At 67.0% G+C, this 24941-nt stretch carries 24 protein-coding genes; 14 read left to right on the forward strand and 10 right to left on the reverse strand.

Annotation, left to right across the window (positions count from 1 at the left end; translation table 11 throughout):
- Positions 1–29: 29 nt before the first annotated feature.
- Both ABD156_RS37335 and ABD156_RS37340 read left to right on the forward strand, forming a co-directional pair.
- The gene (locus ABD156_RS37335) at positions 30–1277 is read left to right on the forward strand and encodes an SDR family NAD(P)-dependent oxidoreductase (protein WP_344285446.1); all 1248 of its coding nucleotides are present in this window, start codon (positions 30–32) and stop codon (positions 1275–1277) included.
- A 42-nt stretch (positions 1278–1319) separates the two neighbouring features.
- Positions 1320–1463 (forward strand): hypothetical protein, encoded by a 144-nt coding sequence (locus ABD156_RS37340; protein WP_344285449.1) that lies wholly within the window; start codon positions 1320–1322, stop codon positions 1461–1463.
- 262 nt (positions 1464–1725) lie between these two features.
- Here ABD156_RS37340 and ABD156_RS37345 read toward each other — a convergent pair whose 3' ends face one another.
- On the reverse strand, positions 1726–2880 hold the full coding sequence (locus tag ABD156_RS37345; protein WP_344286100.1) for a C40 family peptidase: 1155 nt from the start codon (positions 2878–2880) through the stop codon (positions 1726–1728).
- A gap of 512 nt (positions 2881–3392) precedes the next feature.
- On the reverse strand, positions 3393–4340 hold the full coding sequence (locus ABD156_RS37350; RefSeq protein WP_344285452.1) for a nucleoside hydrolase: 948 nt from the start codon (positions 4338–4340) through the stop codon (positions 3393–3395).
- A 52-nt stretch (positions 4341–4392) separates the two neighbouring features.
- Here ABD156_RS37350 and ABD156_RS37355 point away from each other — a divergent pair, with 52 nt between their 5' ends.
- The gene (locus ABD156_RS37355) at positions 4393–5148 is read left to right on the forward strand and encodes an acyltransferase (protein WP_116198821.1); all 756 of its coding nucleotides are present in this window, start codon (positions 4393–4395) and stop codon (positions 5146–5148) included.
- A 66-nt stretch (positions 5149–5214) separates the two neighbouring features.
- A complete protein-coding gene (locus ABD156_RS37360; RefSeq protein ID WP_344285459.1) occupies positions 5215–5559 on the forward strand; it encodes a nuclear transport factor 2 family protein in 345 nt (114 codons plus the stop codon).
- Between the two features lie 217 nt (positions 5560–5776).
- Here ABD156_RS37360 and ABD156_RS37365 read toward each other — a convergent pair whose 3' ends face one another.
- The 3 genes from ABD156_RS37365 to ABD156_RS37375 all read right to left on the reverse strand — a co-directional run bounded on the left by ABD156_RS37365 (position 5777) and on the right by ABD156_RS37375 (position 8970).
- On the reverse strand, positions 5777–6103 hold the full coding sequence (locus tag ABD156_RS37365) for a GrpB family protein (RefSeq protein ID WP_344285462.1): 327 nt from the start codon (positions 6101–6103) through the stop codon (positions 5777–5779).
- Positions 6104–6227: 124 nt separating this feature from the next.
- The gene (gene ilvA, locus ABD156_RS37370) at positions 6228–7484 is read right to left on the reverse strand and encodes a threonine ammonia-lyase IlvA (protein ID WP_344285464.1); all 1257 of its coding nucleotides are present in this window, start codon (positions 7482–7484) and stop codon (positions 6228–6230) included.
- A 61-nt stretch (positions 7485–7545) separates the two neighbouring features.
- Positions 7546–8970, reverse strand: coding sequence for a short-chain fatty acyl-CoA regulator family protein (locus tag ABD156_RS37375; protein ID WP_344285467.1), 1425 nt, complete (start codon positions 8968–8970; stop codon positions 7546–7548).
- A gap of 229 nt (positions 8971–9199) precedes the next feature.
- Here ABD156_RS37375 and aceA point away from each other — a divergent pair, with 229 nt between their 5' ends.
- The 7 genes from aceA (at position 9200) to ABD156_RS37410 (ending at position 15600) form a co-directional block, all read left to right on the forward strand.
- Positions 9200–10489 carry an isocitrate lyase gene (aceA, locus tag ABD156_RS37380; protein WP_116198817.1) on the forward strand — a complete coding sequence of 430 codons (1290 nt, stop codon included), beginning with the start codon at positions 9200–9202 and terminating at the stop codon, positions 10487–10489.
- Positions 10490–10559: 70 nt separating this feature from the next.
- Positions 10560–12164 (forward strand): malate synthase A, encoded by a 1605-nt coding sequence (aceB, locus tag ABD156_RS37385; protein ID WP_344285471.1) that lies wholly within the window; start codon positions 10560–10562, stop codon positions 12162–12164.
- A 1031-nt stretch (positions 12165–13195) separates the two neighbouring features.
- Positions 13196–13513, forward strand: coding sequence for a DMT family transporter (locus tag ABD156_RS37390; protein WP_344285474.1), 318 nt, complete (start codon positions 13196–13198; stop codon positions 13511–13513).
- Between the two features lie 34 nt (positions 13514–13547).
- Positions 13548–13952, forward strand: a complete 405-nt coding sequence (locus ABD156_RS37395) for a DMT family transporter (RefSeq protein WP_344285477.1) — start codon at positions 13548–13550, stop codon at positions 13950–13952.
- A gap of 137 nt (positions 13953–14089) precedes the next feature.
- Entirely contained in the window at positions 14090–14539 is a 450-nt protein-coding gene (locus ABD156_RS37400; RefSeq protein WP_344285479.1) for an alpha/beta fold hydrolase, read from the forward strand.
- The gene (locus ABD156_RS37405) at positions 14536–14913 is read left to right on the forward strand and encodes an alpha/beta fold hydrolase (RefSeq protein ID WP_344285482.1); all 378 of its coding nucleotides are present in this window, start codon (positions 14536–14538) and stop codon (positions 14911–14913) included. Before ABD156_RS37400 ends, ABD156_RS37405 begins: the two co-directional genes overlap by 4 nt.
- Before the next feature lie 225 nt (positions 14914–15138).
- Positions 15139–15600 (forward strand): MarR family winged helix-turn-helix transcriptional regulator, encoded by a 462-nt coding sequence (locus tag ABD156_RS37410; RefSeq protein WP_344285485.1) that lies wholly within the window; start codon positions 15139–15141, stop codon positions 15598–15600.
- 66 nt (positions 15601–15666) lie between these two features.
- Here ABD156_RS37410 and ABD156_RS37415 read toward each other — a convergent pair whose 3' ends face one another.
- Positions 15667–16920, reverse strand: a complete 1254-nt coding sequence (locus ABD156_RS37415; RefSeq protein WP_344285488.1) for a glycosyltransferase family 4 protein — start codon at positions 16918–16920, stop codon at positions 15667–15669.
- 530 nt (positions 16921–17450) lie between these two features.
- Here ABD156_RS37415 and ABD156_RS37420 point away from each other — a divergent pair.
- Complete coding sequence (locus tag ABD156_RS37420) at positions 17451–19265, forward strand: glycoside hydrolase family 2 protein (RefSeq protein ID WP_344285491.1); 1815 nt, start codon at positions 17451–17453, stop codon at positions 19263–19265.
- Positions 19266–19793: 528 nt separating this feature from the next.
- Here the strand turns inward: ABD156_RS37420 and ABD156_RS37425 are convergent.
- From ABD156_RS37425 to ABD156_RS37435, 3 genes are read right to left on the reverse strand one after another with little or no spacing between them, the layout of a single operon-like run.
- On the reverse strand, positions 19794–20285 hold the full coding sequence (locus tag ABD156_RS37425) for a glutathione peroxidase (RefSeq protein ID WP_344286101.1): 492 nt from the start codon (positions 20283–20285) through the stop codon (positions 19794–19796).
- 17 nt (positions 20286–20302) lie between these two features.
- A complete protein-coding gene (locus ABD156_RS37430) occupies positions 20303–21832 on the reverse strand; it encodes a 1,4-alpha-glucan branching protein domain-containing protein (protein ID WP_344285494.1) in 1530 nt (509 codons plus the stop codon).
- On the reverse strand, positions 21829–22602 hold the full coding sequence (locus tag ABD156_RS37435; protein WP_344285498.1) for a class I SAM-dependent methyltransferase: 774 nt from the start codon (positions 22600–22602) through the stop codon (positions 21829–21831). Before ABD156_RS37435 ends, ABD156_RS37430 begins: the two co-directional genes overlap by 4 nt.
- Positions 22603–22655: 53 nt before the next feature.
- Between ABD156_RS37435 and ABD156_RS37440 the strand changes: the two genes are divergently transcribed.
- A complete protein-coding gene (locus tag ABD156_RS37440) occupies positions 22656–23087 on the forward strand; it encodes a hypothetical protein (RefSeq protein ID WP_344285501.1) in 432 nt (143 codons plus the stop codon).
- Here ABD156_RS37440 and ABD156_RS37445 read toward each other — a convergent pair.
- Entirely contained in the window at positions 23065–23904 is an 840-nt protein-coding gene (locus ABD156_RS37445) for a DegV family protein (protein ID WP_344285504.1), read from the reverse strand. The two genes, ABD156_RS37440 and ABD156_RS37445, sit on opposite strands and share 23 nt — an antisense overlap.
- 243 nt (positions 23905–24147) lie before the next feature.
- Between ABD156_RS37445 and ABD156_RS37450 the strand changes: the two genes are divergently transcribed.
- Complete coding sequence (locus tag ABD156_RS37450) at positions 24148–24933, forward strand: electron transfer flavoprotein subunit beta/FixA family protein (protein ID WP_116198805.1); 786 nt, start codon at positions 24148–24150, stop codon at positions 24931–24933.
- The last annotated feature ends 8 nt before the right edge of the window (positions 24934–24941 follow it).

The raw sequence follows: 24941 nt of genomic DNA on the forward strand, positions 1-24941 counted from the left end.
ACTCGCGCCTAACTCGTATAGTCGGAAGGGTGTCTCACACCTCCCCGATCCACGCAGCCTTCGACGCCACCAGCACTCCCACCGACGTCGGCCCAGACCAGAAACTCACGACCTTCGACGCCACTAGCGCTGCCGCGGCCGTCGTCGCGGACCTGAACCTTGCGGTGTCCGACGCCATCAGCACCCCCGTCGCCGTCGTCGCAGACTTGAGCCTCGCGGTGTCCGACGCCACCAGCGCCGCCGCCGACGTCAACGCAGGACTACTCCACACGGCTTTCAATGCCGCCGCCAGCACCCCCGTCGCCGTAGGCGCAGACCTGATCCGGACGGCCTTCGACGCCACCAGTACCGCCGCTGACGTCGTCACAGGCCTGAACCTCGCCGGTCTCCGCGCCGTCGTCACCGGTGCCACGTCTGGCCTAGGCCGCGAAACGGCCCGGGCGCTCGCCTCAGCTGGTGCCGACGTCACCCTGGCCGTGCGCAACACCGCCGCCGGCAAGGGCGTCGCCGACGCCATCGCGACGTCCACCGGAAACCGCGCCGTCCGCGCCGCGCACCTAGAACTGGCGGACCTCGCCACAGTCGCCCGCTTCACCGCCAGCTGGGACGGCCCGCTGCACCTGCTGATCAACAACGCCGGCGTCATGCGCCCGACGCTGGGCCGCACCCCGCAGGGCTGGGAACTGCAGTTCGCGACCAATCACCTAGGCCACTTCACACTGGCGCTGGGCCTGCACGACGCCCTCACCGCCGGCGCGAACGACCGAGGAACGGCCCGAATCGTCGCAGTGACTTCCGGTGCGCACATGTACTCATCTGTTGTCTTCGATGACATCCACTTTACCCGACGAGCCTATGACCCCCAACTGGCTTACGGACAGTCGAAAACGGCCAACTCGCTGTTCGCGGTGGAAGCGACCCGCCGATGGTCGGCGGACGGAATCGTCGCCAACGCAGTCAACCCCGGCGGAGTTTCCACTGGCCTGCAACGAGATTTCACCCAAGACATGAAGGACCACCTAGACCGGCTGGAAGCCGCCGGCGTCTTCGCCTACAAGACCATCGAACAAGGCGCGGCCACCACGCTCGTCGCCGCGACCGCCCCAGAATTCGCCCATAACGGTGGTCATTACCTGGACGACGGCAACGAAGCCGCGACAGTTCCCGACGACGTCGACTTGGCGGGCAACAGCCACGCCGTCAAACGCTGGGCCCGTGACGGCGCGACCGCACGGAGGTTGTGGGAGGTGTCCCTGGACCTGATCCGTCAACCCTGACCGCGCCCACTGGATATCCCAACACAGTCAGCGCAAAGCAGGTTGTACCGCCGCCTAGGCGACCACCGCGCGGCCCTCCGCGAATACCGCCGCCTCGCCGACGGCGACGGCGCACTGGCAGCCCAGGCATTCGTCACTGGTACCGCTTTGCTGGAACAACTAGGCATCACCGACTGGCCGACCTAACTACTTCGGCGGCCCGCACTCCGGCCGTGCCCTGGCTCGCGGATCCTTCCACTTTGTCGCAGCTCTCGAATGACAGCCCGGCCGACGACCTCGTCCTGCACTGCTTCACAGATCCCACGCTCAGTGCGCGGCAGCACTTGCCAAAACCCGGCGATCCCGCGCCCCAGGCTTTCGCCGCTGAATGGCGAAAGCGCCGCCAACGCGCTAATCTCGCCAATCCACGAGACGGCACAGCTTTACTCTCGAGCTGTCGCCGCGCAGGTCAGGCCGTCGGCCGCCCCGCCCCCGCGTAGTCGTCGCCCGGCTTCCGATACGGATGAACCTGCACCGCCTGTCCAGTCTGCGGCGCGTCGATCATTTGCTGGTTCCCGATGTACAGCCCCACATGATGGATCTTCGTGGCGGGCGCACCGTAGAAGATCAAATCCCCCAACTGGGGTTCGCTCACATGGGCAATGCTGCGGAACTGCGTGTCCGCCGTCCGCATCAGCCGGACGTCAGCGCTCGCATAAGCCGCGGTCGTGAGACCGGAACAGTCGAAACCAGGGTCAGCATCGCGAGTTCCGTTGCCACCCCAGACGTACGGCAGCCCAATCTGGTCAATCGCGAAGTCGACCGCCGTGAGCACCGCCGGATTGGGCGGCTGCTCGTTCTGTCCGACTGTGCCGTAGACATTGGTGGTCGCCAGCGTCCGATGCAGAACGACTGGTGCAGGCTCCAACGTGGCGACCCCGTTCCACCAGTCAGTCGCCAGATCCCGGCCATTCGCACAGAGCGCACGACCAGCCGTAAGCGCCGAATCGTCGATGTTCTGAATGTCAGCCTTGCCGCCGGACGCACTCCGCTGCCACTTGCTCCACACCGCGGGGGACAGCTGCAACGGCCCCGCGGCTCCCGGCGTCGAAACGGTCCGGTGATAAAAGTCGAGAACCTCCACCGTGCCAAGCGGTTTCGCGAGAGTCCCGTTTTCCCCGACTTGATTACCCTGCACTCGCCCGTGATCGCTGGTGATCTTCCCGATCGCAGCGAGAGTGATCCAGGACAGGTGACAATCGGGCTGTTCCTTGCTGAGCGTGACAGTCGCCTGCGCGTACCCGTTCATCGCCCGCAACGGAATGTCGAGCCACTGACTGGTCCGCGACGCCCACGCCCCGAACTCCCCAGCCCGCGGCACCCCAGGCTGAACCGGCACCACCGACGAAGGCGCGGGGGACGCCGCCGTCTTCGAGGTCGCCGGTGCCACCGACGATGTCGCCGCGACGTTCCCAGAATTCGCGTCACTGGCCCCGCCCGGCAAAACCTGCACCGCGACGGCCAACGCCGCAACAACCACGACGACAGCCGCCAACGCGATCACAGCCCGCCGGTTCCTCGCGAGAAAACCCTGCCGCGGGTGCAGTGCTCCTTCGTCACCCATTGGCTGTGCCGCCCCGTCGCCACTCAACGGCGAAGCGCTGGCCGGCTGAGATACGTCGCCACCCAGAGGCGAGGCAGCACCCCGCTCATCCAGTTCGCCATTCAGCGGCGAATCAGCAGCCGATCCAAATCTTTCGCCATCCGACGGCGACAGAGCCTCCGGTCCGGGAACGTCGCCACCGAGCGGCGACGCGCTGGTCAACTCAGGCGAGTCGCCACTCAACGATGACTCATCAGCCACCCCGGAAGTTTCGCCACTCAGCGGCGACACGCTGGTCGACTCAGGATTCTCGCCGTCCACCGACGCCGCCTCGCCCGCGAACGAGCCACTCGAGCCGACCGATTCGCCGCCCACCGGCGCCGCCCGCCCCGCCGACGGATCACCCGACTCAACCGATTCGCCTCTCACTGGCGACGAACCCGCGCCCTCGGGCTCACCACTGTCCGAACCGGCCGCCGCGTCGCGCTTGACCTGCGATTCGCCATCCAGCGGCGATCTCCCGGCCCCCTCCATCACCGACCCCCGGCGAGTCTCGACAGCACGAACTCGCGCAGCACATCCAGTTCGGTGTCCACCGCCACCTCGACCGGCCTCCCCGTGGGCGCGGTCGGGACCGCCCGGCGGTCGACGATCGTCATCCCGCGGGTCGGGCCGAGGCCGGAGTCGACATCGACCGGGTAAGTCTCCGTGCGCAGGATGCCCGGGCGGATCGCCTCAGCGACGGCCACCGCGTCGTGCAGAACGATGCCTTCGTAGCCGAGTACCTGCCGGTAGTGCGCGAGGTAGTCCGGTGTGAACGAGTCCAGCGCCTGCCCGACCGGTCCGGACGCGGCGAGTTTCGCCAGCCACGCGCTGTCGACCGCGCACCGGTGAGTGAGATCGAGGGGAACCATCACGCACGGGACGTCGTCCTCGGCGAGCACCCGACGTGCCGCGTCCGGGTCGGCCCAGATGTTGAATTCGGAGACCGCGGTCGAGTTGCCGAGGGCGAGCGCGCCGCCCATCAGGACGATTCGCGCGATCTTCGAGCGCACCCCGGGGTGGGCCGCGAGCAGGGCGGCGATGTTCGTGAGGGGACCGATCGGCGCGATGGTCACCGGTTCGTCCGAGGCTTCGAGCAACGAGACCATCAGGCTGACCGCGTCGGAATCTTCGAGCGGGCGGGTCGCTTCGGGCAGCGAAGCGGCGTGCCCGGAAAGCCCGTCGGAACCGTGGACGGTGCTCGCTCGGTGCAACTCGCGGTAGAGGAGGGGGCGCGAAGCACCCGCGGCGACCGGGACGTCCGGCCGGTCGCACAGCTGCAGCAGCCGGCGCGCGTTCGAGGTTGTCGTGGTCAGCGGCACGTTGCCGAAGACTGTCGTCACGCCCAGCAGGTCCACGTCCGCCGACCTCGCGGCCAACGCGATCGCGAAAGCATCATCGACACCGGGGTCGGTATCGATGATCAGCTTGGTCCCCATCGTGCTCCCCTTGCCTGTGGCTGGCCGTCGTCCACAGGTTACGGTCAACGGCATGACGTCGATGTGGGGTGCGCCCGCGTTGTCGCGCGTGCGCGCCTGGCGGCGGGCCCGGCGGGACCCGCACCAGGCGAAGTTCCTGACGGCCGACTCGCTGCGCTGGGTGCTGCGCAATCGCGCGTACACGCCGTGGTACCTCGTGCGTTACTACCGGCTGCTCAAATTCCGCATCGCGAACCCGCACATCATCCTGCGCGGCATGCTGTTCCTCGGCAAGAACGTGGAGATCCATTGCCGGCCCGGATACGGCCGGCTGGAGATCGGCCGCTGGGTGCACATCGGCGACGGCAACGCCATCCGCTGTCACGAGGGGTCCCTTCGCATCGGCGACAAGTCGGTGTTCGGGCGGCAGAACGTGATCAACTGCTACCTCGACATCGAGCTCGGCGCCGCCACGCTCGTCGCCGACTGGGTCTACATCTGCGACTTCGACCACGTGACCGCGGACATCCACGTGCCGATCAAGGACCAGGGCATCGTCAAGTCGCCGGTCCGGATCGGCCCGGACACGTGGCTCGGCACGAAGGTCAGCGTCCTCAAGGGCACGCGCATCGGCCGCGGCAGCGTTCTCGGCGCGCACGCGGTCGTGCGCGGTGACATCCCGGACTACTCGATCGCGGTCGGTTCACCGGCCCGGGTGGTCCGCAACCGCGAGGACGACTACGCCGCGGATGCGGCCCGACGCGAGGCCGTTGCCGATATGGCGCGAAAGGCGAACAAAGCACTGCAGAAGACGCTCGGCGACAGCTGACTTAACGCGGCCGTCCGTCCGGTTCAAGCCGCGAAAATGGCAGGACAGCGTCGATAACCTCACCTTATGAGCGAAGCCCTGCGTCGGCACGTCGCCGCCTTCAATGATCGCGACCTTCAGGCGCTCCTCGACGGCTTCACCGAGGACGCGGTCTGGATCACCGGCAGCAGCGTCGTGCGCGGACGTGAAGAGCTCACCGAGCTGTTCAGCAGTGCGATGGAACAACTTCTCCCGACGTTGACGGTCGAGAACGTTCTCGCGGACGGTGACCAGGTCGCCGCCCAATTGACCGAACGCCTCACCCACAACGGCGAGGACCACGTTTTCGCCATCGCCGGCTTCTATCGGCTGGCTGGAGACCGCATCAAGTCGGCGAAGATCTACCGCGAGGGCAGCGCAGAACTCGGCTGACCAGCGTTGCCGTTTTTTGGCGAATCGCGCTGACCTGTGTAAACCTTCACCTGTGCGGCTCGATTCGCCGGTCGGCGGCAGGCAGCGAACTGTCTTCAACCGTCGCCGCGGAGAGACGACTCGGACAGAGCATTTGCCACTACGTCGTCGATAAAGGTGGTCTTCGCGGCGGTGTAAGCAGCACGGTCAGTAGGGAATCGCTGGGCGAGTGATCGCTTCAGAACCACGTACGAGTGAGCCGCGCAGGAAATCCCGGAACGCCAGCACCAGTGCGAGATTCCCGTTGTCGGCTGCGCAGACGTAGATGCGGTGCGGTGGTTGTGCCGGGATGCCGGGCGAACGCTTCTCGTCCGGGAATGCCGAGATCGTCTTCATGCCGGTAACCGATCGCGCGCAGACCGGCGACAACAGCGGCCAGATCCTCGCGACTGGCGATGACGACGGTCAGGTCGATGATCGGCTTGGCGGCCAGCCCGGGGGACCGCGGTGCTGCCGACGTGCTCGAGACGTTGCGCGAGTCCACCATCCCGACTGGGATATCCACTCGAGCCGACCTTTCGATGCGTCCCGTCGCCGGCACGCATCGGGCACACGTCTCCTAGCCGCAGCTGGTGGGCCTGTTGCCAGCCAGCGGCGAAACCAGAAACACCGGCGACACCAGCGACATCTCAGAGCAGGAAGTGGAACAACGGACTCCCCGGCTCCACCTGCTCCACCTGCAGCGGACTCTTCTCCAACCGCGCCAGCAGCCCGGGCAGGTCCGCGCGCCGCGGGATCTCGACGCCGATCAGCGCCGGACCGATCTCCCGGTTGTTGCGCTTCACGTACTCGAACCGCGTGATGTCGTCCTCCGGTCCGAGGATTTCGTCGAGGAACCGCCGGAGCGCCCCGGGCTCCTGCGGGAAGCTGACGAGGAAGTAGTGCTTCAACCCCTCGTGCATCAGCGAGCGTTCGAGGATTTCGCTGTACCGGCTGACGTCGTTGTTGCCCCCGGACACGACGCACACCACCGTCTGCCCTGGCTCGACCTGCACACTGGTCCCGAGCGAAGCGGCCGCCAGCGCACCCGCGGGTTCGGCGATGATGCCGTCCGACTGGTACATCGACAGCATTTCCGTGCACACCGCGCCCTCGGCGACGGACGTCAGCTCCGCGCCGCTGTCCCGGATCAACGGGAACGTCACCTGGCCTGCCTCGCGTACAGCCGCGCCGTCCACGAATGGGTCGACCGCGTCGATCCGCACCGGCTTGCCCGCTTCGATAGCCGCAGCCATACACATCGCCCCCGCCGGTTCGACGCCGACGACCCGGATGTCCGGATGCCGCTCGCGGACCCACGTCGCGATCCCGGCCAGCAACCCGCCGCCACCGACCGGCACGACCAGGACATCTGGCACGAAGCCGAGCTGCGAAACCACTTCGAGCGCGACAGTGCCCTGACCGGCGACAGTGCGGACGTCGTCGAACGCCGGCACGAGCGTCGCTCCAGTGCGATGAGCGTCGTCCTTAGCCGCGGCGAAGGCGTCTTCGTACGTCTCGCCAACGACGATGACCTCAATGTGCGCGCCACCGAGCGCTGCGATTCGCTGACGCTTCTGCCGAGGCGTCGTGCCCGGCACGTACACGCGACCGTTCGCCCCTAGGCGGCGACACGCGTACGCGACGCCCTGCGCGTGGTTGCCGGCACTCGCGCATACGACACCGCGCGCCCGCGTCGCAGCGTCGAGCTGCACGATGAAGTTGTACGCGCCGCGGATCTTGTACGAGCGCACAGTCTGCTGGTCTTCGCGCTTAAGCCAGACGCGCGCGTCTACGCGGGACGACAGACGCGCGTTGGGCTCAAGTGGCGTGCGTGTGACCACGCCCGCGAGTCGTTCGGCGGCCTGTTCGACCAGTTCTGCGTTCACCGTGTCGATGTCGTGCACTCGGGTGAATGTACTTCGCACCCGGTGACCACGTACGGGGCACTCACGTCACCGACCGCGTTCACGTCTTCGGCACCGCCGGGTACGGGACGAAGGTGCTGGTGTTTTCGTCGACCGTGAGCGGTTTGCCGATTGCCGGAAACGCGCGTTGCGAGCAAGCGGGCCGGTCGCACACTTTGCAACCCATGCCGATCGGCGTCGCGGCGGCGGGTTCGTCCAGGTCAAGGCCGGTCGAGTAGATCAGCCGGCCCGCGTGCCGAAGCTCGCAGCCGAGGCCGACGGTGAACGTCTTGCCCGGGCTGCCGTAGCCGCCGATATTGCGCGAAACCGTCCGCGCGACCCAGAAGTACCGCTTGCCGTCCGGCAGCGCCGCGATCTGCGTGAGGATCTTGCCCGGCGAGGTGAAGGCCTCGTAGATGTTCCACAACGGGCAAGCCCCGCCGACTCGCGAGAAGTGAAAACCCGCCGCGGACTGGCGTTTCGACATGTTCCCGGCCCGGTCCACGCGCACGAACGAGAACGGCACCCCGCGCTGTTTTGGCCGCTGAAGAGTCGACAGCCGGTGGCAGGTGGTCTCGAAACCGACGCCGAAGTGGTCGCAAAGCCGCTCGATGTCGTACCGGAACTCCTCCGCCGCGGCCAGGAACGGGCTGTAGGGGAGGATCAGCGCGCCAGCGAAGTAGTTCGCAAGGCCGACCCGCGCGAGCGTCCGCGCGGCCGGGCCGGAAAACGCCCACGAATCGGCAAGTTCAGTGATCAGGTCGTCGTATTCCAGCAACGCGATCTGGGACGCCATCCGGAACGCCTGCTGCCCGACCCGCAGGCTCGGCGCCAGCCGCAACACCCGCGTCGCCGGTTCGTACCGGTGCTGTTCACCGGCGGATTCGTTGATGCCCTCGCTCGTCACGTCGACGCCGTAGCGCTGCCACAACCGTTCCTTGAGCGACCCAAGCACCGCTCCGCGCCGCAGCGGGATCTCGGCGGCCATCCGCTCGGCGCGCTCGTCCAGCTCGGCGACGTAGTTCTCCCGTTCGTAGAAAAAGTCGCGGACCTCCTCGTGCGGCAACGGCGCGGCGGCGCTCCCGTGCAGGCCCAGGCCGTTTTCCGTGGTCAGCGCGGCAGTGCTCTCGACCGCGTTGCGGTAGCTGCGGTGCAGTTTGACCAGCGCCTGGGCGATCGACGGCAGGTTGCTGGCCAGGTCGTTCAGCTCGCTTGTGGTCGCTTCGACGCCCACGGCCTCGTCGAGCAGGGCTTCCTTCACGTCGGCGACGAGCCGCGACGTGTCGTTGTTCGCGAAAAACTCCGTGTCGACGCCGAACGCCTGCGTGATCCGCAGCAGCACCGGCACGGTCAGCGGGCGCGAGTTGTGCTCGATCTGATTGAGGTAACTGGGTGAGATCTCGAGCACACGGGCGAGATCCGCCTGGCTCATCGACCGGCTTTCGCGCAGATGCCGCAGCCGCGCCCCGGCGAAAGTTTTGTCCATGAGTGCTCCGTCCGGCCGGAAGGTTTCCGGGCCTGAACGATTACGTGAACGATCAAGCCCGCGAATTTTCGCTGCGGTTGCGAACGGCAGATTCGCAACCTTTGCAACATGCTAGGCAATCTTCGCAGAAATTGGCAAATTGGAGCCGTAGACCGAGTTTTCCCGCTCGTGTCAGGGTCGTGACCAGGCAAGGCGAGCAATCGCAAACTTCGCAACACGGGAGAGTCCGATGACCGAGCAGGCCAATCAGCTCGAGCAGGCGGCGGCCGAGCTGGCCGAGCAGTGGAAGACCGACCCCCGCTGGGCGGGTGTCCAGCGGACCTACTCCGCCGCCGACGTGGTGAAGCTTCGCGGTTCGGTCGTCGAAGAGCACACCCTCGCCCGCCGCGGCGCGGAGAAGCTGTGGGAGCTGCTGCACAGCGAGGACTACGTCCACGCCCTGGGCGCGCTCACCGGCAACCAGGCCGTGCAGCAGGTGCGCGCCGGCCTGAAGGCCATCTACCTGTCCGGCTGGCAGGTCGCCGCCGACGCCAACCTCGCCGGCCAGACCTACCCGGACCAGAGCCTCTACCCGGCCAACTCGGTCCCGGCCGTCGTCCGCCGCATCAACAACGCGCTGGGCCGCGCCGACCAGATCAACTGGGCCGAGGGCAACGGCGACATCGACTGGTTCGCCCCGATCGTCGCCGACGCCGAGGCAGGCTTCGGCGGTCCGCTGAACGCGTTCGAGCTGATGAAGGGCATGATCGCGGCCGGAGCCGCGGGCGTGCACTGGGAAGACCAGCTCGCTTCCGAGAAGAAGTGCGGCCACCTCGGCGGCAAGGTCCTCATCCCGACCAAGCAGCACGAGCGCACTCTGAACGCCGCCCGTCTCGCCGCCGACGTGCTGAACGTGCCGTCCCTGGTCGTCGCCCGCACCGACGCGCAGGCCGCGACCCTGCTGACCAGCGACGTCGACGAGCGCGACCGCAAGTACCTCACCGGCGGCCGCACTTCCGAGGGCTTCTACGAGGTCAACAACGGCATCGAGCCGTGCATCGACCGAGGCTTGGCCTACGCGCAGTACGCCGACCTGCTGTGGATGGAGACCTCCACGCCGGACCTCGAGGTCGCCCGCAAGTACGCCGAGGCGATCAAGGCGCAGTACCCGGACCAGATGCTGGCCTACAACTGCTCGCCGTCGTTCAACTGGAAGAAGCACCTCGACGACGACACCATCGCGCGGTTCCAGCGCGAACTCGGCGCCATGGGCTACAAGTTCCAGTTCATCACGCTGGCCGGCTTCCACGCGCTGAACTACTCGATGTTCGACCTGGCGCACGGCTACGCCCGCGAAGGCATGAGCGCCTACGTCGACCTGCAGGAGCGCGAGTTCGCTTCGGAGGAGCGCGGCTACACCGCGACGAAGCACCAGCGCGAGGTCGGCACCGGCTGGTTCGACCTGGTGTCCACCGCGCTGAACCCGGAGAGCTCGACCACCGCGCTCAAGGGTTCGACCGAAGAAGACCAGTTCCACTGACGCACCCCGCGGGCCGGCGATTCCGGTCGCCGGCCCGCCCCTTCCCTTTCCCCCTTCGCGGAGGTACGAGATGGCTGACACGTTGAACACCCGCATCGAGGTCACCGGGCCCGCCGATGGCCGCTTCGCCGAGATCCTCACCCCGGCAGCACTGGACTTCGTAGCCAAGCTCGACAACACCTTCGCCGGACGCCGCCGCGAACTCCTCGACGAGCGCCGTCGCCGTCGCGAGCGTCTGCAGTCGGGGGAGGAGCAGCTGGACTTCCTGCCCGAGACGCGGTCCATTCGCTCGGACGAGAGCTGGCACATCGCCCCCACCGCACCTGGTCTCGAAGACCGGCGGGTGGAGATCACCGGCCCGACCGACCGGAAGATGACGGTCAACGCGCTCAACTCCGGTGCGAAGGTGTGGCTGGCGGACTTCGAGGACGCGACCTCGCCGACCTGGCACAACGTCGTCGACGGCCAGCTCAACCTGTTCGACGCCATCCGCCGCAACATCGACTTCACCACCGAGGCCGGCAAGCGCTACACGATCGGCGACGACCCGGCGACGATCGTCGCCCGTCCCCGCGGCTGGCACCTGGTCGAGAAGCACATCCGCATCGACGGTCGCCCGGTCTCGGCGAGCCTCGTGGACTTCGGCCTGTACTTCTTCCACAACGCCCGGCAGCTCCTGGCGCGCGGCAGCGGCCCGTACTTCTACCTGCCGAAGCTGGAAAGCCACCAGGAAGCGCGGCTGTGGAACGACGTGTTCCTGCTGGCGCAGAAGGAACTCGGCATCCCGCGCGGCACGATCCGCGCGACCGTGCTGATCGAGACGATCACCGCGGCCTTCGAGATGGACGAGATCCTCTACGAACTGCGCGAGCACGCGGCGGGTCTGAACGCCGGTCGCTGGGACTACATCTTCAGCGTCATCAAGAACTTCTCCGCGCACGGTGCCGACTTCGTGCTGCCGGACCGCGCCCAGGTGACGATGACGGTCCCCTTCATGCGTGCCTACACCGAACTGCTCGTCAGCACCTGCCACCGTCGCGGAGCGCACGCGATCGGCGGGATGGCGGCCTTCATCCCGAGCAAGGACCCGGTCACCAACGAGAACGCGCTCGAGAAGGTCCGCCAGGACAAGGAACGCGAGGCAGGCGACGGCTTCGACGGCTCGTGGGTCGCGCACCCCGGCCTGGTCCCGGTGTGCCGCGAGGTCTTCGACCGCGTGCTCGGCGGCTGGCCGAACCAGCTCGGCAAGCTGCGCGAAGACGTCACGGTCGACGCTTCGGACCTGCTCGACGTCGCGAGCGCCGGCGGCGAGGTCACTGAAGCGGGTGTGCGAGCGAACATCAACGTCGCCCTCCGCTACATCGACTCTTGGCTGCGCGGCACCGGCGCGGCGGCGATCCACAACCTCATGGAGGACGCCGCGACGGCCGAGATCGCGCGGTGCCAGGTGTGGCAGTGGATCCGCAACGGCACGAAGCTCGAGGACGGCACGGCGCTGACCCACGAGCTGGCCGGCGAATTCCTGGACGACGAACTGGCGAAGGTCCGCGCGGACCTCGGCCAGTCCGCCCGCCTCGACGACGCCCGCGCGATCTTCACCGAAACCGCTCTCGGCGAGAAGCTGCCGAGCTTCCTCACGACGGTCGCCTACGCCCGCTATCTGACCGAGCGGTGACAAGCTCCGGTCGCCAGTGACCTGACCACCGGCGACCGGTTACCCCGCACCGCATTTTGGGATGGTGCTGGGAACGGGTCCGGTGGCGGAGGCTCCCCGCCACCGGACCCGGGTCTTTCCGGACCCGCGCCCTTTCGCCGCTGAATGGCGAGGGCGCGGGTTTTCGGTTTCGGGGAGTCTTGTTGCGGTCTGGGGTCGGGGTCTTCGCTTCGAGGCCTGTCTTGTGTTTTCGTTCGGGGGCGTTCGTGGGCAGTTCGTTCCGCTCCGTCTGACGTGGCCCGGCTTAGTGCTCGCATGCGGACCATCGCTTGATTCAGGAACTAACAGGCGAGGTAACCGCTCGCTAGCGGGCGCTGCTGGTCCTGCCCGCATTCCTCCCTGTTCATGCTGCTCAGCTCGGACGCTTCACGATCGGATCCACGTTGCCGCAGTAGCTCGGCAACGGATCCTGCAACGGCAGTAGGACTCTGTTACAGACGTTCCTCGTCCGGCCCGCCCGACCGCCGCATCCGGCTCACGCGATCCACTCGCACTATCCACTTGCGCTATCCAGTTCGGACGTGCCCATCCGCCCGATCCATCCGGCCGGGCACGCCCCATCGAACAGCCGCGTTCCGCGAGGATCCTTGCCGAGCCGACTGTCCGATTCGCTCCACCGGTATCCGGGCCTCGACCGCCAAGCCACACGCGCTCCAGTCGGACGATCCGGCCGAAAGCCCGACACCTCGCCCCGTCCGACCCGCGATCCGAACGGTCTGCGCAGAACCCTCCGCCCCCGGTCCCAGCCGCCCGAACTGCCGTTTCCGCTCAGTGGCGAATACCTGGTCAGCGCCACTTTCCGAGCAACCGTCGCCCCGACGTCCACCGCAGCTCGTTCCATCGGCAGCAACTCCGGCGTCTCTCCGTCCACCTGCCGAGCACCCCTTGCCTATTTGATTAGACATACATATATTGCACATGTAACTACCTGGGGGAGCGTCGCCGGCGAGGGCGCCGAGCAGCTTCCGATCTCACTCTCACCCGGAGAAACCATGCACTGGCTCTACCTCGGCATCGCTGTCTTCTTCGAGATCGCCTTCGCGCTCGGAGCCAACGCGACCGACGGGTTCACCAAGCTGTGGCCGTCGGCGTTCACGCTGGTCATGGCGGCCGGCGGCATCTTCTTCCTCAGTCGCGCCTTGCTGACCATGGACGTCGGCGTCGGCTACGCGATCTGGACCGGTCTCGGCTCGGTCGGCATCGTGCTGCTGGGCGCGCTGATCTTCAAAGAGAAGCTCAACTGGCGCAAGCTCATCGGCTTCGGCCTGGTGGTCTGCGGCATCATCGGCCTTCAGTTGACCGGTGCCTGACCCTCTTCTTCCTGTCCCCGAAAGGATTTCCGCTGTGTCCGTTCAGCCAGAAGCAGCACCAGTCATCGCACCGGAAAAGACGCAGACCGCTCGCCGGGCGTGGGGCATTCTCCTCTTCGCCGGGGTCTGCGAAATCGCGTTCGCCGTCAGCGCGGACGGCAGCCGCGGCTTCACCAACCTGCCGTGGTCGATCGCCACCGTGATCACCGCCGCCGCGACGATTTTCACTCTCAGCCTGGCTTTGCGCACCATCGACGTCGGCGTCGGCTACGCGGTCTGGACCGGCATCGGCGCGAGCGGAGCCGCGATCTTCGGCGCGATCATCTTCGGCGAAAGCCTGGGACCGCTGCGCATTCTGTTTCTCGCCGTGATCATCGCCGGAGTCATCTGCCTCAAACTTGCCGGCGGCTCAACCGATTCGGCGAAAACCGGCGACTGACCGTATCCAGCCCGGCGTCGAACTGACACTCGCCAGCCGACACTGAATCTGCCGAGATCTGGCCGCAGGCAGCGTGATCGCCACTACGCTGCACCGGCGCGGCACCACTGTTTTCGACGAACCTGGAGGCCGGTCGAATGCCCACAGCGACCGTCAACGACCGTCCGATCTTCTTCGCCGACACCGGGGGAGACGGACCGGTTTTGTTGCTGGGGCACGGCTACTTCCTGGACCACTCAACCTTCTCGTCGCAAGCAGCGATGCTCGCGCCGGAGCAGCGGGTGATCACCTGGGACGCTCGCGGCCACGGGCAAACCCCGGACGACGACCCCGGCACGTCATACACCTATTGGGACCAGGCCGAGGACGCGCTCGGCCTGCTGAACCACCTGGGCATCGAACGCGCCGTCGTAGGCGGATTGTCGCAAGGCGGCTTCACCGCGCTACGGATTGCGTTGCTGGCACCCGAACGTGTCACGGGACTGGTGCTGTGGGACACCGAAGCAACACCGTCGATCCGGCCGACAAAGCTGCCTACGACGGCATGTTCGCCGCCTTGCGCGAATACGGACCAATTGATGACTTGATCATACCCCTGTCGACACAACTGCTCGGAGAATCAGACCTGCGTGACGAGTTGCGCGCACGATGGCGCGCCGCACCCGCGCTGCCGCTAGGCCCGGCCGCGCACTGCCTGCTGGAGCGAGACGACGTTTCGGGCCGCCTGAACGAGATCACCTGCCCGACGTTGCTGATGTGGGGCGAGCAGGACGTTTCCCTCCCGCGCGACCGCATGGACCTGCTGAGCGAACGCCTCCCCAACGCCGGCGACGTGCACGTCATCCACGGCGCGGCCCACACTCCGACCCTGACTCATCCAGAGCAGGTCAACCCGTTGCTGAAACAGTTCCTCCGGACGCAGGCCTGCCCAGTTCCGCCCAAACAATCCAGGCTGGACTAAACCCAAACAATCCAGGCCGGACTAAAACTGCGCAGCCCGACGATTCGTCCAGGCTTCCTGCTCGACCAGAGTGCCTAGCTCCAGCCCAACACGGCGAACCTCGACGGTCGCCCGAGGGCGTGAGGCTCGACGAGCACTCAATTGCATGCACGCACATGTGCTATACAAGAGGTCTCGGCACCGCTTCTCGATGCTGGGCAAGGTTTTGCCGGAGAGGTCGTTCCCGTGGTCACCACACCTTCCCCTGGACGCAAGTCGGCAGGGGCGAAACTCACCACCCTCGGCGCGATGTGGCCCCGCATGATGGCGCTTCGCAGTCGCGTCGACCACGAGGTCGAGCAAGCCTTGCAACGGCAGTTGCACTTGGGCTTCTCGGAATTCGTCGCCCTGATGTCGCTGGCCGACCGCCCCGACGGCGAGCTCCGCATGCAGGAACTGGCTGACGCGACGTCGCTCAACCAGAGCTCCGCGACCCGCCTCGTAGGCCGCCTTGAGCGTACCGGCCTCACCGAACGACGTCTCTGCGAATACGACCGCCGCGGCGTCTACACCGGAATCACCGACGCCGGACGTGCCACCTTGCGCAAAGCCGTCCCGGTCTACGAAACCGCCCTGGCGAGCGCTTTCGACCGAGTGGCGGCGGACCCCGATTACCGAGACCTGATCGCCGCCGTCGACCCCCGCTGACAAATGCCCTGACCAGGCATTCGCCACTGAACGGCGAATCTCGCGAACCACGCCGACCAGCGCGCGCTACACCTCGAACGCGTTGCCAGTCGCGATCTTCGGCCGCCCCAATTCTATCGGCTCGCCGACACGCGCCCGCCGGTAGACCTCGACGGTCGCCTCCGCGATCCGCCCCCAATCGAAGTCAGCGCCGAGTCGAGCCTGCGCCGCCCGCGCACGCCGGGTCGCGGCCGGAACGTCGCTCAGGACGGTCGTCACGGATGAGGCGAGCCCGGCGACATCGCCCGGCGCGAAAGCCAGGCCGGTCTCCCCGTCGATGACAACCTCGCCGAGCCCGCCGGCGGTCGAAGCCACCAGCGGCGCTTTCGCAGCCGCGGCCTCCAGTGCGACGATCCCGAACGGCTCGTACCGGCTCGGCAACACAACCGCATCGGCCGCGGCCAGGAGAGCGCGCAGGTCGCGGTCGGAGAGATGGCCGACGAAATCCACCGCCCGGCGAATCCGCAGCTTTCGAGCCTGAGCGACAAGCTCGTCGTGATGTCGCCCTTTTCCGGCGACAACCACTCGCGTCCCCGGGAACTGACGGCGGATCCGGGGCAACGCGGCCAGCAGGTCTTGCACGCCCTTTTCCCATTCCAGCCGGCCGAAGAACAGCAGGAACGGAGCACCGTCCGGACTGTGCCGCGCCCGCATCTTCGCGACTTCGCCGGACGACACGCGCCAGCTGCGTCCCTCGATGCCGTTGTGGATCACCGCGACGTCGGCCGGGTCGATCTCGAAGAGGTGCGCGACCTCCTTGCGCATGGCCTGCGAACAGGTGATCACCGCGTCGGCGCGATTGGCCAGCCACCATTCGACCGAATGCACCTGCTGGTTGAGCGGATGCGACAGCCAACCCGAATGCCGGCCCGCTTCGGTCGCGTGGATCGTCCCGACGAGCGGCACCCGCGCCGCCTCGGCGACAGCGATCGCCGGATGGGTGACCAGCCAGTCGTGGGCGTGGACGACGTCGGGTTGCCACGTGCGGAGCAAATCCTGCGCCGCCCGGATCATGGCGTGGCCCATGGCGAGCGTCCACGCGACGAGGTCCCGCTCGAAGGTCAGGTGCATCGGATCTTCGGCCACGCGGACGACCCGGACACCCTCGATGACCCGATCGCTGCGCGGATGCGTCGACGCGTCAGTGCCCGCGGTGTGCCGGCAGAGCACGACTACCTCGTGGCCCTGCTGCGCGAGATGTCGCGCCAGCGCGTGAACGTGCCGGGCCAGCCCGCCGATGACCACCGGCGGGTACTCCCAGGACAACATCAGCACGCGCATGGCCCGAGGTTACTCGCCAGTCGCTTACCCTGGGGCGGCCGCCCGAACGACCGCCGGAACGCCTCTCAGACACCTGGCAGAAAAGTGCCTGGTCGCGGAAGAATCCGCTGGTCAGAGCGTTTCGTCAAAAAACGGCAACAGCTCCACCTGGCCGGCCAGCCGACCCGTGAAGACAGCATCCGCGCAGCTCAGCACTGCTATCCCGGCCCAGTAGCGACTGTCAGACTGATTGCGTGAGTTCCGGCGGCCGCCACCCGTCGAGATTGCCAGCTTCGCCCGATGCAGCCGCCCGCGCTCCCGGCGCTGAAGCCGGCTCGCGAGCGGCTGACCAGCTGTTAGCCACTGAGCGGCGAAACGGTCGTCGACACCTGCTCCGCTACGCCACCGCAGGAGGTCCCACCGAAGACCAGCCATCAGTCGCCGACCGTCGGCAACCGACATTGACCCATCGAGCAGGATCGGTTCACCGGCAGTCCGAGCACTCCTCAAGCCATCCCGCGGATCGCGATTCTCTGCCACCATGATCGGTGATGACTCCGACAGAGCCCGAATGGCAGCGCGCGGATCCGCCGCTGACCACACCGTGGACCGACCGAGTCGACCCGGCCGCGGTGCTGCCCGAGTACCCGCGCCCCCAGCTCCGCCGGCCGGAATGGCTGAGCCTCAACGGCATCTGGGAGTACGCAGGATGGCCTGCTTCGCCCGAGGAGCCACGACCCGTCGGCTACAGCGAGCGCATCCTGGTTCCTTTCGCACCGGAATCGGCGCTCTCCGGAATCGGCCGACGCGACGAAGTGTTGTGGTACCGGCGGTTGTTCGAGATCCCGGAAAGCTGGAGCGGGCAGCGGGTGTTGCTGCATTTCGGTGCAGTCGACCAGAAAGCCGAAGTGCGGGTCAACAACCAGACGGTGGTCACCCATGAGGGCGGGTACACGTCGTTCTCAGCGGACATCACGGACGCGCTCCGTGTATCAGGCCCGCAGGAAATTACCGTTCGCGCAGAGGACCGTACGGATATCGAGCCGTACCCGATCGGCAAGCAGCGCAACGAACCTGGCGGTATCTGCTACACGCCGACGTCAGGAATTTGGCAGACCGTGTGGGTCGAGCCGGTGCCGAACGAGCGCATTTCCGGCCTCGACGTCGCCTCGGACCTGTCTGGCGTGTCGGTGTTCCCGCAGGTCACTGGCGGTACTCAAGTGGAGTTGATCGTTTCGCCGCAAAACGGCGACGAGGCAGCGCGCGTTCGCGGCACCGCCGGCGCGCGGCTGCGGGCCAACCTCCCAGAACCCCATCTGTGGTCTCCGGACGATCCGTTTCTCTACGACATCACCATCCGGCTTCTGGATGCGCACGGTGACGTCCTGGACGAGGTCGCCAGCTATTGCGGCCTGCGAACGGCAGAGATCGTCCCGGATGTCGACGGGCAGCCACGGATCGCGTTGAACGGTCGGATCACCTTCCTCCACGGTCCACTCGACCAGGGCTACTGGCCGGACGGCGGTTACACGGCTCCGACCGACGAGGCGCTCAGGTTCGATCTCGAGAAGACGAAAGAACTCGGGTTCAACCTGGTCCGCAAGCACGTCAAGGTCGAGCCCGCGCGCTGGTACTACTGGGCGGACCGGCTGGGCCTGGCAGTCTGGCAGGACATGCCGTCGCTGGTCGTGTCGTTCGCGGGCCCGCCCGGGCCCGCGCCGGATCCGGTGCACGAAGGACAGCAGCGATTCGAGGTCGAGCTGCGCGAAATGATCGCCCAGCTGCGCAGCATCACGTCGATCGTCGCCTGGGTGCCGTTCAACGAAGGCTGGGGAGAATTCGATACTGCCCGGATAGCCGCGCTCGTGAAGGAACTCGACCCCACCCGGCTGGTGATCGCCAACAGCGGCGTGAACTGCTGCTTCTCCCGCCCGGACACTGGCGCCGGTGACATCTACGACGATCACACCTACGTCGGGCCGGGGGAGCCGCACGAGGGGGACCATCGCGCACTGGTGGACGGCGAATACGGCGGCCTGGGCTTAGTCCTCGAAGACCACGTCTGGCCAGGCCCGCCAAACGCCTACGAAATGACGACCGATTCGGCGCACCTCACTCGCCGGTACGCGGAGGTCAGCGAACGCCTCGAAGGGTTGGTTTCCGAGCTGGGGTTGTCCGCCGCGATCTACACTCAAACCACTGATGTAGAGAACGAAGTGAACGGCCTCCTCACCTACGACCGCCGAGTGCAGAAGCTCGACTTCGCGGACGCCTCGCACCACAACCGAGCGGTGATCGCACGCGGTTCGTACCCCGAGGTGAAGACCGCCGCCGAACTAGCCGACGAGGTTCAGGACAGCCGTTGACCTGCGATTCGCCACTGAGCGGCAACGCCAGGTCTGCCCTCCCGCACAGGGTTGCGGCCTGGGGACGAACCCAGCTGACTTGCGATTCGCCGCCCAGTGGCGACGAGCTGGTCAACGGCGCTTCGACGCCTGCGCGGTGCCGTCCAACCCGGAGGTACTGCTTCGCCTCGCCGCTCAACGACGAAAGCGGCGAAAGCGGCGCGGCGGCCGGTGGCGTCGAATTTGCCCGCCAACGGCGACGGCAGCTGAGGCGGCCGGTGTCGCGGAGCCGACGCCGCCGCGAGTGGGATCGTCAGCTCATAGCATCCCGCGTCGTTGGTCGGCCGTAGCCGGTGAGAAGCGATAACGCTGTAAGGGAGCAGAGGCGAGGTACACCTGGCTTTTCGCCGCTGAACGGCCATGGCGCGAATCAACCGCCAGCGGTATTCCAACCGGAATCCAGCGGACTCCGCTTTGGCCGCCAGTTGCCGAAAAACGGCAAATGCTCTCCGGCCGCGATAAACGCAGGCCGGAGAGCCGGGCCGAAACTCAAGCAGGCAGAGCCGCTTCGATCGCCGCGACGATCGTCTCGTCTTCGGGCTCCGTGCGCGGACGGAAGCGACCGAGAACCTCGCCGTCCGGGCTGATCAGGAACTTCTCGAAGTTCCACTGCACGTCGCCCGCTTCGCCGTCCGCGTCGGGAGCTTCCGTGATGCTCGCGTAGAGCGGGTGCCGGTCTTCGCCGTTGACGTCGACCTTCTCGAACAACGGGAACGACACTCCGTACGTGGTGGAGCAGAACGTCTGGATTTCCTCCGCGGTGCCCGGCTCCTGGCCGGCGAACTGGTTGCACGGGAACCCGACAACCGAGAAACCCTTGTCGCTGTAGCGTTCCTGCAGGCGTTCCAAACCGGTGTACTGCGGCGTCAACCCGCACTTCGACGCCACGTTCACCACAAGCAGCGTCTTGCCGGCCAGCGGTCCGCCGAGAGTGGCGTCGTCGCCGGACAGGGTCTTGAGCGGCAGGTCGCGGATTCCCATGTAATTCCCTTCGATCGTCACGCGGAAGGACGGCGCAGGGCGCGCGCGTCCAGATGTCCGAACGGGCCGTCGGCCCGGCGGTATTCCTCGGCCAGGGCGAGAGCGCGGGCACGATCCCCGCTGCGGAGCAACCCCGCCAGGGCATCGAATCGTTCGGTGTGCACGCGGGCGCGCCGGCGGGCGTAGTCGGCGGCGGAGTCTTTGGTGACCATGAACGCCCAGTCGCTGGACAGCGCCATCATCGCCTCGGCGACGGCCTGATCGGCAACGACGTCACGAGTGGTCCCATCCTGCTTGTCGACCAAGTCGAGCAGCCGGGTCTGCAGCGCGGTGTTGTCCTGCACCATGTCCGCGACCTGTTCGCCGTCCCAGACTCGCCAGTCCTTGCCCGAACCCCACGAAGACGCGGGCAGCTGGACGGGCTCGCCCAGGTGGCCAGCCTCGAGCGCGCCGCGCAGTGTGGTCACGCGGACGCCTGCCTCGGGCAGTGCCCGCAGGATCCCATCGAGCCAGGCAGGGCCTTCGTGCCACCAATGCCCGAAGAGTTCCGTGTCGTATGCGGCAACTACCAGCGATTCGCGGCCGTTTTGCTCGCGGAGGGATCGCAGGCGCGCGACGACTGTTTCGACGAAATCCTTGACGTGCGAACCTAAAACGTCCGCGGCGAGAGTCGGGTCGTAGGGGGCTTTGTCCTGCGGCTCCACGGTTTTCCCGGTGACACGCGACGCCTTCAGTCCGACTTCGTGTGCCCAGGTGTGAAAATCCCGGTACGCGGCATGGCCCGGATAGCCGGCTTTCGGTGACCAAACCCGGTACGTGACTTCGAGATCGCGGCCGAAGCAGACGACGTCGGAGTCGCCGACGGGATGCGCGGACGAAGTGTCACCATGGAGTGAAGGGCCGTCGACAAGGAAGCGTCGAACACCGGCGTCGTGATAATCTTGTTCCATTCCCGGTGCATAACCACATTCAGGTGCCCAAATACCCTCTTGTGCGCGGCCAATGCGCAGCGCGGTGTCCTCTAGTCCAGCCTGGAGGGCGAACCGCCGCACCCGCTGGTCCAGCAACGGCTGGAACGGATGCGCCAGCGGTCCGCCGAGCAGCTCGATCGTGTCACTGTCCACAAGCGACCGCAGGATCGGCGAGAAACCGTGTCGCCAGTGCGTTTCCAGCTCCTCGGTGGCGTGCATCGCGGCCTGGTGCTCGGCGGCGGCGAGGTCGCGCAGCAATGGATTGCCGTGCCAGAGCGTCGATGCGTGCTGCGTGCGCAGTTGCCAGTGGCCGACCCAGTCGTGGCAGGCGCGGATGGCGTACGGATCGTCCAGCTGCGCGGCGAGTACTGGCGTCATGCCGAGCGTCAAGACGTCGCGTCGCCCCTCAGCGGCGAAACGGCGCAGCAGGTCGACGACCGGCAGGTACGAATGGGTCCACGCCTGGTACAGCCATTCCTCCCCGACCGGCCAGCTGCCATGGTGCGGCAGCCACGGCAGGTGGCTGTGCAGGACGAGGCAGAACGTGCCTTCGGGCGCGGGATTCCGGGCGCTCACGGGCGCACCGCCACGGCCACCAGGTCGAGGCTTGCGTCGAGGTCGTCGTTGTGCACCGCGAAGTCGTCGGCCCGGATCGCCGCGACGTCCGCGAGGAGGTCGGCGGGCCAGATGGCCTGGCCGGGAAGGGAGCCCATGACGACGTCCAGCTGGGCGTCGATGATGGAGCCGCCGTAGCGGGTTTCGGTGGTACGCAGGGTTTCCGCGTGGTGCAGCCCGTTCAGCGCGGCGACGGTGAACCCGGCCGCGCGCAGCAGTCCGTCCAATTCGGACGGTGCCAGTTCGCGCGTGTGGAACGGGTTGAGCGGGGTGTCGCTGTCCGGCGTGAAGGTGAGCCGGTTCGGGGTGGTGACCAGCAGTTTCCCACCCGGGCGCAGGACGCGGAAGCATTCGGCGAGAAAAGCGTCCTGGTCCCAGAGATGCTCGATCACCTGGAAGTTCGCCACCACGTCGACGGCACCGTCGCGCAGCGGGAGGTACGCCAGGTTCGCCCGCGCGACGGCTACGTCCGGATACCGGCGTGCGACATGCTCGGTGGTCGGCACGTCGTAGTCCAGCGCGAACACTCGACGGGCGTGCTGGGCGATAAGCCCGGCGCCGTAGCCCTCGCCGCAGCCGGCTTCGAGCACCGTCGCGTCGGCGCAGTGGGGGAGGAGGGCGAGGTAGGCGGCTTCATGGCGGCGGAACCAGTAGTTTTCCTCTGGGATGCCGGGGACGGTCCGTTCGCCGGTGAGGTGCAGTGCCTCAGCCCGGGTGGCTGCGTTGGTCACCTGCGCGACCCTAGCGCCTGTCACGTTTCGCGCAGCCGTCTCGTTCCAGCCGTATGCAACGGACGATCACGCGCATCCTCCTGATTCTGCTCGGTCTCTACACCCTGGTGCAGGGGCTGTGGCCGCTGCTCGACCCGATGGGGTTTTACCAGGACTTTCCCGGTTTCCGGCACGGCTGGGTCTCCATGGACGGGCCCTACAACGAGCACTTCATCATCGATTTCGGCGGACTCAGCCTGGCGCTCGGCGCGATGCTGGTCGGCGCCGCAGTGATGGGCACCACAACGGTCGCGCGGCTGGTCGCGGTCGCGGCGTTGCTGTTCGCCGTGCCGCACCTCGTCTATCACGCGGGTCACGTCGGGCACTATCCGCAGCTCGACCAGGTGCTCATCATCGGCGGGCTCGCGGTGACGGTCCTGCTGCCGCTCGTGGTGCTTGTCGTCCCCGGGCGGCGAATCGAGGTCAGTTCGACGGCGACACCGTGATGCTGAGCGCACCCGGGCCGACGTGAGCTCCTATCACGGTGCTCGCGTCGCCCACCACGATCTCGCCCGCGCCGGGCACTCGCTCCCGCAACTTCCGGACGACTTCGCTCTCGTCCGAGCCGAATCGGGTGACCGCGAGGTCCACCGGTTGGTCGCCGGCGGCCTTCGCGGCGAGGTCGACGAGCCGGTTCATCGCTCGTTTAGTGCCGGGAACACGGGCGAGCGGGCTCACTTCTCCATTGCGGACGGTGAGCAGCGGCTTGATCGCGAACGCACTTCCGAGCATCGACTGGGCGGCACCGATCCGGCCCGATCGCCGCAAGTACTCAAGAGTGTCCACGTAGATCAGTTCGGTCGAGTTGCGCACTCGCCGTTCCGCGGCGTCCAGGACCCGCTCGAGCTGTCCGCCGGCCCCGGCGACGCGGGCGGCGGACACCGCTGCGTAGCCGAGACTCATGCTGGCTGTCCCGCTGTCGAGGATGTGCACCGGAATCCGGACCTGCTGGGCGGCTTCGCGGGCGGCTTCGACGGTCTGCGAAAGCCGTCCGGAGATGTGCAGGCTCACGATGGCGGACGCGCCGGCGGAGGCCGCGTCCTGGTAGGTCCAGAAAAACGCGCCGGGATCGGGCGGCGAGGTCGTGACGGCCGCGCCGGATTTCATGGTCTGGATGAGCTCGCTCCGGTCGAAGCGGTGCTCGTCGTCCGTCTGGTCTCCGACGTGCAGCTGGACCTGGACGACACTGATTCGCCACTGAGCGGCGAGCTGCTCGGGCAGGCACGAGGTCGAGTCGGTGACTACGGCGATGTGCGCGGACATGGTGCCGGAGCGTAACCCCTAACGGCCTACTGCGAGTAAGTGACCGTTGCTCCGATCGGGCGAGTGGCTCGCTGGACGGGCTAACCGGTCAACTACCGGGACGATGGTCCCAATAGATTGCTCATCCAGGTGAATGCCGTCACCTCGAGGGGTCCGGCCGCGGAATTGCCCCTAATCTACCGCTCAGTAGAGCACTGTCCCGCGGCCGAGAGCCGGCCCCAACCGGGAGGTCGAAGAAGACCCATGACGAACATCGTTGTCCTGGTCAAGCAGGTACCGGACACCTACTCGGAGCGGAAGCTCTCCGGTTCCGACAACACCCTTGACCGCGAATCCGCCGACGCCGTGCTCGACGAGATCAACGAGAAGGCCGTCGAAGAGGCCCTCAAGATCAAGGAAGCCGGCGAGGGCGAGGTCACCGTGATCTCGGTCGGCCCGGACCGCGCCACCGACGCGATCCGCAAGGCGCTCTCCATGGGCGCCGACAAGGCCATCCACGTCTCCGACGAGGCGCTGCACGGCTCCGACGCGATCGCCACCGCGAAGGTCATCGCCGCCGCTGTCGGCAAGGTCGAGGGTTACGACCTGATCCTGGCCGGCAACGAGGCGTCCGACGGCCGCGGCGCCGCCGTGCCCGCGATCCTGGCCGAGCTGCTCGGCGTGCCGCAGTTGACCTACGTGCGTCAGCTGACCGTCGAGGGTTCCGCCGTGAAGGCCGACCGCGAGACGGAAGACGGCATCACCCACCTCGAGGCGAATCTGCCGGCGCTGGTGAGCGTGAGCGAGAAGATCAACGAGCCGCGCTACCCGTCGTTCAAGGGCATCATGGCCGCGAAGAAGAAGCCGGTCGAGACGCTGACCATCGCCGACCTCGGCATCGACGCGGGCGAGGTCGGCCTCGGCAACGCGTGGTCGACGGTCGTCGAGGCCTCGCCGAAGCCGCCGCGCACCGCGGGCGAGAAGGTCGAGGACGAGGGCGACGGCGGCTCGAAGGTCGCTGAGTACCTGGTCGCGCAGAAGCTCATCTGAGACACGGT

The sequence above is a fragment of the Amycolatopsis albidoflavus genome (assembly GCF_039525725.1).
In the GTDB taxonomy this organism is placed as follows: Bacteria; Actinomycetota; Actinomycetes; order Mycobacteriales; family Pseudonocardiaceae; genus Amycolatopsis; species Amycolatopsis albidoflava.

Coding starts and splice junctions, on each gene's coding strand:
- ABD156_RS37345 (WP_344286100.1), bottom strand. CDS start 2,880: ATGGGTGACGAAGGAGCACTGCACCCGCGGCAGGGTTTTCTCGCGAGG.
- ABD156_RS37350 (WP_344285452.1), bottom strand. CDS start 4,340: ATGGGGACCAAGCTGATCATCGATACCGACCCCGGTGTCGATGATGCT.
- ABD156_RS37355 (WP_116198821.1), top strand. CDS start 4,393: ATGACGTCGATGTGGGGTGCGCCCGCGTTGTCGCGCGTGCGCGCCTGG.
- ABD156_RS37360 (WP_344285459.1), top strand. CDS start 5,215: ATGAGCGAAGCCCTGCGTCGGCACGTCGCCGCCTTCAATGATCGCGAC.
- ABD156_RS37375 (WP_344285467.1), bottom strand. CDS start 8,970: ATGGACAAAACTTTCGCCGGGGCGCGGCTGCGGCATCTGCGCGAAAGC.
- aceA (WP_116198817.1), top strand. CDS start 9,200: ATGACCGAGCAGGCCAATCAGCTCGAGCAGGCGGCGGCCGAGCTGGCC.
- aceB (WP_344285471.1), top strand. CDS start 10,560: ATGGCTGACACGTTGAACACCCGCATCGAGGTCACCGGGCCCGCCGAT.
- ABD156_RS37390 (WP_344285474.1), top strand. CDS start 13,196: ATGCACTGGCTCTACCTCGGCATCGCTGTCTTCTTCGAGATCGCCTTC.
- ABD156_RS37400 (WP_344285479.1), top strand. CDS start 14,090: ATGCCCACAGCGACCGTCAACGACCGTCCGATCTTCTTCGCCGACACC.
- ABD156_RS37415 (WP_344285488.1), bottom strand. CDS start 16,920: ATGCGCGTGCTGATGTTGTCCTGGGAGTACCCGCCGGTGGTCATCGGC.
- ABD156_RS37420 (WP_344285491.1), top strand. CDS start 17,451: ATGACTCCGACAGAGCCCGAATGGCAGCGCGCGGATCCGCCGCTGACC.
- ABD156_RS37425 (WP_344286101.1), bottom strand. CDS start 20,285: ATGGGAATCCGCGACCTGCCGCTCAAGACCCTGTCCGGCGACGACGCC.
- ABD156_RS37440 (WP_344285501.1), top strand. CDS start 22,656: ATGCAACGGACGATCACGCGCATCCTCCTGATTCTGCTCGGTCTCTAC.
- ABD156_RS37445 (WP_344285504.1), bottom strand. CDS start 23,904: ATGTCCGCGCACATCGCCGTAGTCACCGACTCGACCTCGTGCCTGCCC.
- ABD156_RS37450 (WP_116198805.1), top strand. CDS start 24,148: ATGACGAACATCGTTGTCCTGGTCAAGCAGGTACCGGACACCTACTCG.